This window comes from Neochlamydia sp. S13, from assembly GCF_000648235.2.
Taxonomy (GTDB): Bacteria; Chlamydiota; Chlamydiia; order Chlamydiales; family Parachlamydiaceae; genus Neochlamydia.
On the sequence record NZ_AP017977.1, the window covers coordinates 1,744,266 to 1,756,671 of the forward strand.

5 protein-coding genes are annotated in these 12,406 nt (G+C 36.9%); 4 read left to right on the forward strand and 1 reads right to left on the reverse strand.

Translation table 11 applies throughout. The annotated features are described in order from the left end of the window. The first annotated feature begins 149 nt into the window (after positions 1-149). Positions 150-3,125 carry an insulinase family protein gene (locus TY21_RS06715; RefSeq protein WP_042242028.1) on the forward strand — a complete coding sequence of 992 codons (2,976 nt, stop codon included), beginning with the start codon at positions 150-152 and terminating at the stop codon, positions 3,123-3,125. A 642-nt stretch (positions 3,126-3,767) separates the two neighbouring features. Here the strand turns inward: TY21_RS06715 and TY21_RS06720 are convergent. Beyond that, positions 3,768-4,196, reverse strand: coding sequence for a helix-turn-helix domain-containing protein (locus TY21_RS06720; protein ID WP_042242021.1), 429 nt, complete (start codon positions 4,194-4,196; stop codon positions 3,768-3,770). Between the two features lie 353 nt (positions 4,197-4,549). Here TY21_RS06720 and TY21_RS06725 point away from each other — a divergent pair, with 353 nt between their 5' ends. From TY21_RS06725 to TY21_RS06735, 3 genes are all read left to right on the forward strand, one after another. Then, positions 4,550-6,499, forward strand: coding sequence for a S41 family peptidase (locus TY21_RS06725; protein WP_042242018.1), 1,950 nt, complete (start codon positions 4,550-4,552; stop codon positions 6,497-6,499). Positions 6,500-6,712: 213 nt separating this feature from the next. Then, positions 6,713-8,230, forward strand: a complete 1,518-nt coding sequence (gene gltX, locus TY21_RS06730; protein WP_042242015.1) for a glutamate--tRNA ligase — start codon at positions 6,713-6,715, stop codon at positions 8,228-8,230. Positions 8,231-8,267: 37 nt separating this feature from the next. Next, positions 8,268-9,362 (forward strand): mechanosensitive ion channel family protein, encoded by a 1,095-nt coding sequence (locus TY21_RS06735; protein WP_158623038.1) that lies wholly within the window; start codon positions 8,268-8,270, stop codon positions 9,360-9,362. Positions 9,363-12,406 lie beyond the last annotated feature (3,044 nt).

Consider the following 12,406-nt stretch of genomic DNA (forward strand, 5'->3'; position numbering starts at 1 on the left):
AAAACAAATTTTTACCTATTACACTTTACTAAGCAATTTGCCTCTTTGCGCTATAAGTGTGAATCTGGTATACCTAGATCATTTTTAACATCTATTTAAATAAAATAGGCTCTCAAGAAGGTTATTAACCTTTAAATTTATAGGCCCCTATGGCAAAAAAACCTCCTTCTCTTCAACGTGTCGCGGACAAATATCTTGATTTTACAGTTACAAAAGCCCTAGAAATTCCAGAGCTCCAATGTTTTTTAACTGAGCTAGTACACACACCTACCGGAGCCCAAATCATGCATTTGGGAAACGAAGACCCTGAAAACCTTTTCTGTCTATCTTTTCAAACGCTTCCCAATTCTTCCAATGGGGTGGCTCATATTTTAGAACATACAGTTTTATGTGGCTCAGAAAAGTTTCCGGTCAAAGACCCCTTTTTTGCGATGACTCGTAGAAGCCTCAACACCTATATGAATGCCCTTACAGGTCAGGACTTTACATGTTACCCTGCTGCTTCTCAAGTTCCAAAAGATTTTTATAATCTTTTAGAAGTCTACCTCGATGCGGTATTTAAACCTAACCTTAAATACTTTAGCTTCTTACAAGAAGGGCACCGCCTTGAATTTAGTAATCCTACAGATCCCCACTCTCCTTTAGAGTATAAAGGAATAGTGTTTAATGAAATGAAAGGAGCAATGGCCTCACCGATGTCTCGCCTAGGCGAAGCTTTAAATCAAGCCATGTATCCTAATACCATTTATGGATATAATTCAGGCGGCGATCCAAAAATTATTCCTTCCTTAAGTTATAATGAACTTGTAGAGTTTCATCAAAAATATTATCACCCCAGTCGCTGCCTATTCTTCTTCTACGGCAATTTACCGCTTGTGGAACATTTAGACTTTATTACTCAGCATACTTTGAGGTGGGCTAATAAAGCTTCTCCCTTACCTCCCATTCCTTTCCAACCTCGGTTTTCTATTCCCCACTATGTACATGAATTTTACCCCATCGCTTCTCATGAGCCCACCGAAAATAAAACAATGCTTGCGCTAGGATGGCTGACTTGCCACATTCTAGAACAGCATGAACTGCTAGCGCTTAGTATTATAGAGATTATTTTGATGGATACGGATGCATCTCCTTTAAAAATGGCTCTACTAAAGTCGGGTTTATGCAAAACGGCGAGTGCTTACATGGACACAGACATTCATGAAGCACCCTTTATAATCATTCTTAAAGGCTGCAAACCTGAAAGCGCAGGCCCAATAGAGAACCTTATCAAAAGCACTTTAATAAAAATTACTAAGGAGGGAATTTCTTTAAATTTGATAGAAAATGCTATGCATCAATTAGAATTTTTCCGCAGTGAAATCACAGGCGATCAATCCCCTTTTGGGCTTTCCTTGTTTATGCGTGCAGCCCTTTTAAAGCAGCACGGCGCTAAGCCAGAAGAAGGGCTCATGATCCATACCCTTTTCGACAGGCTGAGGCAGCATCTTACAGATAACCCTCACTATTTAACTAACTTAATTCACAAATATTTTATTGATAACCCTCATTATGTACGCCTTATTTTAGAGCCTAGCAAAGAGCTTGAATCTCAAGAGCTGGAGCACGAAAGAGCTGCTCTAAATAAAATTCATCAATCTTTATCAGTTAAAGAGATAGAACATCTATTACAACAAGCAAAAGAACTTACCGCTTTCCAAAAAGCTCAAGAGGAAGCGTGTTTAGATATTTTGCCTAAGCTTTCTTTAGAAGATATTCCTGTACATGGTAAAGACTACTTATTAAACCAAGAAAGGATAGGCAATTTCCAAGTATTCACTCATTCTTGCTTTACAAACCGAATCATCTATGCAGATCTAATTTTTAATTTACCCAATATGGAAGAGACGGATTTATTTTACGCACGCCTCTTTACCCTTTTACTGCCTCAAATGGGATGCGGTGGAAGAAATTACATGGAAAATCTTGAATTCATTCAAGCTCACCTAGGAGGAATAAATGGCTTTCTATCTCTTAACATTCAAGCCCACGACTTTAATAAAATCTCACCTACCTTATCGCTAAAAGGGAAAGCTCTTTATCGTAAAGCACCCCAGCTTTTTCAACTTCTTCATGAAATGGCTACCTCTACAGATTTTAAAGATCTCCCACGCGTGAAAGAAATTCTGCAAAAACATTATACGACCTTAGAAAGCTCTATCAACCAAAATTCTCTTCGCTATGCTACTAATCTTTCTGCGGCAGGACTTAGTATACCCTCTCATATTTCTAATCACTGGTATGGACTAGAATACTTTTGGAAAATCAAAGAGCTAGCCTTGAATTTTGAACTTCATAAAGAAATTTTAATCGCAAAGCTTATAGAAATGAAAGACAAGCTTTTAGCCACTGACAACCCCCACTTAGTACTTTCTTGCGATGCTAAAATTTATGAGGAGATTAAAGCCCAAAATTTTTATGGTCTTCTAGAGATGCCACTTCATTCTTATGAACCTTGGAAAGGAGACTTCATCCTCTCTCCCGTCGCTTCTCAGGGACGCACGATTTCGGCGCCTGTGGCTTTTATTAGCAAAGTTTTCAACACAGTTCCTTATATTCATGAGTATGCGCCTGCTCTAAGCATTGCTGCCTTTTTATTTGATAATTTAACTTTACATCCAAGCATTCGTGAACAAGGAGGAGCCTATGGGGGAGGGGCTGTCAGCAATGCAATGTCTGGTAATTTCTATTTTTATTCATATCGTGATCCCCATATTTTTAGTACATTAAATGCATTTGAAGCCTCGATCAATCATATTCTTCTGGGCGAATTTGATGATGAGGATGTAGTCGAAGCTAAATTAGAAATGATTCAAGCAATGGACGCTCCTGTTTCTCCAGGGAGCCGTGCCGATTTGGCATATAGCTGGCTAAGAGAAGGAAAAACTGCCGCTGTGCGGCAAACCTTCCGCACCAAACTTTTAGCATTAACAAAACAAGAGATCATAGAGACGGTACAAACTTTTATTGCCCCTAACTGGCAAAAGGGAGCAACGATTGCTTTTGCAGGAAAAGAGCTTCTGGAAAAAGAAAATGCTTTATTAGCTGAACATCATCGCTCTCTCTTGCAAATTGAGACGATTTAAGGTTTTCTCTTTCTAGCATTTTCTATGCAACATCGAGCATTAATGGATCGAGGATAACATACCTATTAATATAAGATGAGCTCTAGCTAGTAAGTAAGGAAGGCTCCTCGCTCGCTTATAATAAGCTTACGTTAAACTCTTAGTAATTTTATCTGGGGAAAAAGATGAAAACTGAAGAAAAAAAAGAATCAGCTTTCTAAGCTTTAATCTGATCGCTTAAATTTTTAACTTTATTTCTTTTTAACTCTATTAGATAGGTGAGAGGTCTTAGAGCAGCTGTTTAAGTCATTAGGCTTTGAAAAAAATTATGGCTTCAATTCAAGAGGTGCGCCCGTATGATAACTATAAACTTCCTTTTTATCACACAAAAAGCAGCTTTCCCCAAGCATAGAATAATCTAGTCGAAAGAGTAGGATGTATAAAGCATGCATAAAATTTAAGATTTTTTCGTTCAAAGATAATAGGCTTTTTAAGCTACTTCTTATGCGGCCTGGTAATTTATAAAAACCCCTACTGTTAAGTAGAAAGACACCTTTCAGAGGGCTGGATATGTAGACTAAGTTTTTTTTAAAGCATATAATAAAAAGCCTAGGTAGAGAATAACCTAGACTTTTTAGAGCATAAATTTGAAAAGATGCAAAATTAAACAGCTTTTCGGATATTTTTCTTCTTAAGAGCTGATTCGGCATACTGTTTCATGTCTTGTGCATGAATAACCCATGCCGCACCTTTACGCTGAGCTTTTAACATACCTACACGGGTGGCATAATAGATTTTTTGCGCTGGGACGCTCAGCATCTTAGCTACCTGATTAACCGAATAGTATCCTTTATTATTATCAAACAACAACTCACCATTAAAGGTAGATTTAGAGCGCGAATACTTTTGCTTGCGATAAGCTTCCAGATCATCTAAATGGATCGTCCAACGGGTAGTCTCTTTACTAGCCTTCAATTTATTTAATTTAATGGCCACATAGATAGCTTGGCGTGTTACTTTGTTAAGTTTGGCGGCTTCGGTAATTGAAACCAACTTATTTTCAAACTTCTGATTATCCTTAGGTTTGGTCATGGTTTTAATCTCCAAAATTTTCTGTTTAATAATTTGTGGTAAATATATTTATGATATTTTTTTTCAGTCTTGCGAACATCTGTGCCTACATCTTAAGCAATTTAAGATGCTTGGCTCACATTTTCAGAGACTTATATTTTATTGTTTTCTAAAAAGGCCTTAAAATTCTTTAACTTAAGGTAATAGTATTGCATAAAAAAGAATTGAAATCAAGCTTTTCTTTATATGAAATTTAAATTTTTTTTATTAGCTATTTACCTCCTGTCAATTGATGTTCAAGGCGTTAAAAACCAATAGAAATAAAGAAGACAAGCCTCTATAATGAGTTTTTAGATTTTTATCAGGAGAAAAGGATGTCTGGGGTTAAAAAGACCATATTTTTGTTATTATATTTGCTGACCTCTTTCCTCTCTGTAGCAGAAGGCAAGCTGCCCGATTTAACTCCTGCTATACTATCTACCAAGCTGAATGAAATTATGAAAACACATGCTTCTCATAAAGAGCTTACACCTGTCCTCATTGAAAGAACTTTAAATAATTACCTCGAAATACTCGATCCTAATAAAAGTTATTTCATTGAACCTGATATCGCTCAATGGCTGCACCCTTCTAGCCATTTACTCGATCAGATTCTGCAGGATTATCATCGAAATAATTTTAGCCAATTTGAGCAAATTCACCAGATCATGATTCAAGCCATTAAACGTCGTCAGACATTGGAAGAAAAAATTGATATAAGCAACCTTCCTAAGCAGGTGCGAACAGATGAATTTAAAGAGATGAAATGGACTCTTACTGAAAAAGAGCTTTTAGCTAGGTTAGAAAGAATAAAAGCTTTGCAAATAGAGGCTTCGGAAAAACTAACCCCCGATCAAAAAGGTAAAACCCTTAAACGCATCCAGAAACGCCAAGCAAAATATGAAGAGGATATTCTAGTTACAAACTCTTTAAAACACGAGCAATTCTTACTCGCTAATATTCTTAAAGCGACCGCTTCTGCCTTAGATAGCCATACTGCCTATTTTACACCTGATGAGGCAGCCCAGTTCATGATTCATGTGCAACAACGTCTTTTTGGGATTGGAGCCCAGCTAAGAGATGATCTGAATGGTTTTAGTATTATTAAGATTATCGAAGGAGGTCCCGCGGCAGAAAACAAAATGCTTAAAATTAAAGATCGCATTATCGCTGTAAATGGTGAATCTGTGGTGGGCCTAGACATTACGGATGCTGTAGAGCTCATTCGAGGAGAAGAAAACAGCCCTGTAACTTTAACAGTAATCCGAGAAGTACCTGAAAATGAGAATAAGATAAATGAAGAAAAATTGGATGTAACGCTTAATCGCGGCGAAGTGGTTCTTAAAGACACGCGTTATGAATCTTCTTACGAGCCATTTGGGGATGGAGCCATCGCCTATCTAAAGCTCTACTCATTTTATCAAGATCCGGAAAGCTCATCGGCAAGTGATTTAGCTGAGGCACTTAAAAAAATTAGAAGAGAGCAGCATGTCAAAGGGGTGATTCTTGATTTGCGCTTTAATTCAGGTGGGCTGCTTTCCCAAGCAGTTGAGGTTACTGGCCTTTTTATTACCAAAGGAATTGTGGTTTCTATCAAAGACGATACAGGTAAAATCCAGCATTTACGAGCATTAGAAGGACGTAGCGTTTGGGAAGGTCCTTTAGTGGTTCTAACCAATCGAGCAAGTGCTTCTGCCTCTGAAATTGTAGCCGGCACTTTGCAAGATTATGGACGCGCTATGATCGTAGGAGATGATCATACTTTCGGAAAAGGTTCTTTTCAAACCTTTACTCTTAACACTACCATTCAAAACCATGCAGTCAATCCTCAGGGTGAGTACAAAGTTACACGAGGCCGCTACTACACAGTATCGGGGCGCACCCCTCAATTGACCGGAGTCACCTCAGATATTGTAATCCCTGGGCCTTTAGCGGAAATGGAATTAGGAGAACAGTATGCGAAATACCCTTTAGAAAACGATCAAATAAAATCTAACTTTCATGATGATCTTGCTGATATCCCTTTTTTTCAAAGAGAACAGCTGCGTATGTTTTATAGTTATGACCTACAACCTCGCCTAAACACCTATCAACCTTATGTGGAACAACTCCGAAAAAATGCTACTTATCGCATCGAAAAAAATCCTAATTATCAAAATTTTTTGAAAGAATTAAAAAAGAAAGAAATTGCAGATGAGGAAGAGCCTGCAGAATTTGGCCAAAATGACTTACAATTGACAGAGGCTTATAATGTGATGAAAGATGTAATACTTCTCATGCAATAACCCTTTAAACAATTTAAAATAATTAAAGATTTGCTAGAGCTCCAGCTTAAAGTGTGCAGTTTATATTAAGTTTAACAATTTTTACTTAATGGGCATCTAGAAGGTGTATCCTTCATCTTCCTCTATTTCGTTCATCTAGTTTCCCTTGAATTCTATGGGCCAATCAAGGAAAATAACCTTTCGATCGTAGATTAACTTATAAGGATTTTAGAAATGACTGTTCGTGTACGTATAGCTCCCTCCCCTACAGGCGATCCCCACGTTGGAACCGCCTACATGGCACTTTTTAACCTCATCTATGCCCGCCATCATCAAGGAAAATTTATTTTACGTATTGAAGATACTGATCGTTCACGTAGTCGTCCTGAATATGAGCAAAACATTTATACAGCCCTACAATGGTGCAATATTCAATGGGATGAAGGTCCTGATGTAGGAGGTCCTTATGGTCCTTACCGCCAATCCGAGCGTTTTGAAATTTATAAAAAATATGCCTATGAGCTTGTCGACAAGGGTCGAGCTTATAAATGCTTTTGCACGCCAGCAGACTTAGAAGAAATGCGTGAATTAGCAACTAAGTTAGGCGGCCGGCAAGGTTACGATCGCCGGTGCCGAAATTTAAGCGCGGAAGAAATCCATCAGCGTGAAACACAAAACCTTCCCTATGTTATCCGTCTCAAAATGCCTTTAAAGGGAGAATGTGTGTATGAAGATCATATCAAAGGCCGTATCACTTGTCCGTGGGCCGATATTGATGATCAAGTTCTTCTTAAATCTGATGGATTTCCTACTTATCACTTAGCAAACGTGGTAGATGATTATCTTATGAAAATTACACATGTAATCCGGGGTGATGAATGGATGAGCTCCACTCCTAAACATATTTATCTATATGAAGCTTTTGGCTGGGCATCGCCTACTTTTATGCATATGCCCTTATTGTTAGGAAGAGATGGAAAAAAGTTATCTAAGCGTAGGAATCCTACCTCTATCTTTTATTACCGGGATTCTGGTTACCTAGCAGAAGCCTTTGTTAACTTCATGACATTGATGGGCTATAGCATGCCTGGTGATAAAGAAATCTATGCTCTAGACGAAATTATTCAAGAATTTGATTATAAACGCATCGGTGTTTCTGGAGCCATATTCGACGTGCAAAAGCTGGCCTGGATCAACCAACAGTATCTTATAAAGAATATCCCCGAGAACAAGCTATGGGAAAGATTACGTCAATGGAATTTTAGTGATGAATATATGCAAAAATTAATGCCCTTATGTCATTCACGTATTAAGACTTTCGGCGAATTTATGGAATTATGTGATTTTTTCTTTATTAATCATCTCAAGTACACACCAGAGATTTTTACTGTTAAAGGAATCGCCTATCATCAAACTCCTCTGATTTTACAGGGGATGATATGGCATATGGACGAAAATGAAAATTGGGGAAGTACAGGAATAAACCAGGCTTCAAGGAGTATGGCAGAACTATTTGGTGTAAACCATAAGAAAACCATTATGCCTCTTTTATTTGCTAGCTTAATGGGAAAATTACAAGGTCCTCCTTTATTTGATTCTGCCGCTATATTGGGAAAAGATCGCACACGTGCTAGATTTTTAGAATCCATTGAATTTTTAGGTGGTATTTCTAATAAGAAAATGGATGCATTAAAAAAAGCTTGGCAGCAAAAAGATGCTAGACATCTTATTGAATTGCCTGAGAGTAGTTAAAGAGAACTCGACCAGCTATTAGCCAATGAGGGAAACTATGCTATTAAAATTTGTGAACATGTTTCATTCTATTTTATCCTTTACCATGGATGGGACTTATAAATGGATCCTGGAAGCAATAGGAATTGTATTGCTTGTTTTAATTATTAATTTCTTTGCCAAACGCGGCTTAGAGAAGCTACACCTCTATTTTGAAAGAACTAATCAAATTTGGAAAGATAGCTTTGTTCAATCTTTTTATCGCCCCTTAAGTGCTTATATATGGTTTTATGCCTTTTTTCAGCTTATTGACTTAATCAGTCACCGTGTGTTTGAGGGGACTATTTTTTCCAACCTGCCTAAAGTTCTTTCTATTGGCCTTGTTTCAGCCATCGCCTGGTTTCTTATGCGCTGGAAAAAAGCCATTATTTTCAATATGCATTTGCAAAGCCTCAAGCATGATCAGCCTATCGATTCGGGAAAAATTGATGTCATTAATAAAATGTGGACCATCATCATTTTATTTCTTGCTGCTCTATCGGTATTAGAAATAACAGGCCAGAATATTAACACGTTAATTGCCTTTGGAGGGGTCGGCGGCCTTGCAATTGCTTTTGCTTCCCAAGAAATGATCGCTAACTTTTTTGGCGGTTTAATGGTTTACGTTACCCAACCTTTTACGGTGGGAGACTGGATTAACCTACCTGAGCGCAAGATGGAAGGAAATGTAGAAGAAATTGGTTGGTATATGACACGCGTTCGTACCTTTGAAAAGCGCCCTATCTATATTCCAAATTCTATGTTTTCCAAAGTGGTCGTGATGAACCCAGCTAGAATGAGCCATCGCAAATTTGATGAGATAATTGGAATTCGCTATAGTGATATGCCCGTTGCTCGGCATATCATCAGTGATATAACAACAATGCTTATTGACCATTTCCACGTCGATAGAAGGTTAGGCCCGACGGTTAATTTAGAGGGCTTTGGCAGCTACGCTGTTAATATTCATATTTCCGCTTATTTATTAGATATCGATCATAGAAGCTACATTCAAGCAAAGCAAGAAATCCTATTTTCTATCTACAACATTTTAAATAAGCATGGTGCAGAAATTGCCCTCCCAACTTCGCTTCAGCTTTATAAGGAAGTATAGAGGCTTTGCCTTTCAAAAGGGGGAGAGTAGTCCCCCGGTTAGCGTTTAAGAAATATTTCCATGAATAAAACCTGGCGGGTTAACTAATAAGGCCTCAATATATTATCCCCATCAACAAATTGATTTTAATTTAGTCTTTGCCATAACGATAAAAGAGACGCTATTCAATAACCCTTCAAGGCTTTCAGACCATCTATCCTAGGGAGCTCGAGCTGACCAATCAGCGGATAGAGTTCATTAGAGAATATTAAAATGGCAAATTGAGCGATTCATAAAAAACTAGTCAAGCTGAATAGGCTATTTTAAAATTAACTCTCCTCTCAAATTCTTTGAAAAATTTCATGCAAAATTAAAGCTTGCTTTAAAGATAGAGAAGGCGAATAAATATGTTTATATAGATTTCATAAATTTATATTGATTTAAATCACAAACTTAAATAAGGATGAAGATATTGTCTGTACTTAATATGCAGATAAAGTAAAGGTTAATATTTATTATCAAACTAGGAGTTTTTATGATCCCTTTTGATCCAAAAGCCAGTTTAGAAAACGATTTTAATATATTAGTTCCCGAACATGCTTTCAATGCTTTAGTAAACCAAGTAAATGAACAGCAAAAAGCAATTGAGCAGCAAGCCAAAGACTTTGATACAAGATATGAGCAGCAAGCCAAGGTGCTTAATGAAAGAATTGACAGTGTTTTCCAAGAATTCCAAGCAACTAGCCAACAAATTTTAATTAAAAACCAGCAGCTAGAAGAATTAGTTAGAGAACGAAAAGAACTTAGAGAAGAAAATCGCCTGCATGCCGGTAGAATTATAAATTTAACATTCGAAAAAAGAGCTCTGCAAAAAGATAAAGATGCGTTAAGAGGACAACTGGATCTTACTGAGAATGAAAGAGACCAAGCTGTCGATAAAGGCAAAGAAATAGAAAAAGAAAATAATATTTTAAAAACACAAAAAGATGAACTTTTCAAAAAAAATGAAGCTCTTCTCAAAGAGAAAGAAATATTAGAAGATATTAACTCTGTGCATGAAGGTGCAGCGCAAGCTTCTTCACTAATAATTCAAATGCTAAAAGATCATGGAACCAACCTTTTATTTAAAAATCAGGAACTTGAAGCTCGAAATCGGAAAGGTGAAGCTGAAAGGCTAGCGCTTAAAGACGAAAATGATTCTCTTCACTCTCTTCTCACGCAAGAAAAGGATTTAAAGGAAAGAATAAATTTATTAAGCCTGCAGCTTCAGCAAAAAACTAATGAGGAAGAGGAGATACTAAAATTAATGAGAGAGCGGGGAATAAAATTGCACGCCCATACCTCCTTATCTGAAGCAGTGGCGCAATTGTTTGACATTCACCGAGGATTAATTGAAAAGAATAAAGAATTACAAACAACAGTAATCCGTATTGAAAAAATGTTAGGAATAGAAAAGGGCAAAGGCTGTGACGGCATTTTAACAGCTATCAAAGCAACTACATTCACATCAAATAAGCTTAAAGAATTAGGAGACAAGCTTGTTGCCAGCAAGCATTTACAAGCTCATTATACTCCTAACGAAGTTTTAGAAAAGTTAAACTCTCTTTTAAATGATTACCTTGAATTCAAAAAAAATCAACCTATCTTTTGTAAGGAATTAGGAATAAAATCTGATTCTAATGTGGAAACAATTATAAAGAAAATGCAGGAAAAAGTAAGCCATAAAAAGAGCGGTATAAGCGCTCATTTTAGCAGATTAGGTAGATCGACACTTTGCCTTTTATCCTTAGGGTTTGCTAACATAGTATAAATATATTAATGAGTTAATTTATTATCCTTTTAATAAGTCAAATTTACATACAAACGCTTATTAACTGAATATAAATTTCGGGAAATAAGCTTGCTAACTTTTTATAAAAAAGAACAAATCTTAAAATTTAAAAGTAAGGTTTACCTATATGACAGTTAAAAAAATTTATCCGTATATGCAAGGGCGTTCTTTTAATCCCTTTGAAAGCCAAATTAGATTGGTTACAGCAAAATTAGCCCAGTGTGAACAAGATTCATTTGTTCAGAATGTAATAAATCAGATATTTAATATGGAACTCAAACAAATAGAGGCGGAACGTCTGCTGCCGAGTAACATTGTTCATTTACAATTGGATGAATTAGAAAATGACTTTGGGCAACTTCGCGAAGAATATCAACAACTTATTACAGAAAGCAAGGGATTATTAGAAGATTTTTCCTCTGTAAATGCAGCCCTATCTAAGCTTAAACTTGAACAGCATCACCTTAAGAAAGATTTTGAATTAATAAGCCAACAGCAGGCAGATTTAATAGAAGCTTTTAAGGCTATAAAGCAAGCTCGAGAAAGAATTAGCCAAGTTCAAGAGCGAATAAACCAAGAGCTAGAAGAAATAGGACAAATGCAACAACAAATCGGGCAGGAGCAAGAGAGAATAGAGGAAAATCAGAAGAGAATAAGGCGTGATCAAAAATTTTTTCGAAAGGAGGTGGCCAATTTAAACCGAAGCTTTAAAGAAATGAGAGCACAAGTTGATACTCTGATAGAAAAATTTATTCCTATCCAGACTGATGAAAATTTAACTGACGAAGAACTAGCTGAAAAAGCTGCCATTAATAGAGAGCTCATTACTCAAAATTTCATGGTGAAGTTGCAGGAAGAGATAGAGCAAGAATATCAAGAGAAGGAGGCATTGGACTTGCTAAACGTTTACCAAGTAAATGGCCAACAAGCCTATCCATCCGCCATCAAAGATGAAAGCCCTGAAAACCCAGCAGCTGTTCTTAATGAAAATGAGCAGGAAATCCCCTTACCTACCTTGCCAAATCAGCAGGGATGGGCAAACCCCTTCAAAACTTTTGCGGATTTATTCAAGCAAGGTTACAATTCGCTCAAGCATACTGCCAAGAAAACTAATGATTTTGCCTGCAAATCTTCGTTTTTGATTGCTATGGCCTCAGCTAGCTTTTTTGTTATATTTGCTGGGATGGTGTAATCCAAGGATAAGTTAAAGAATAAAATTCTCTTTTACTTCTCT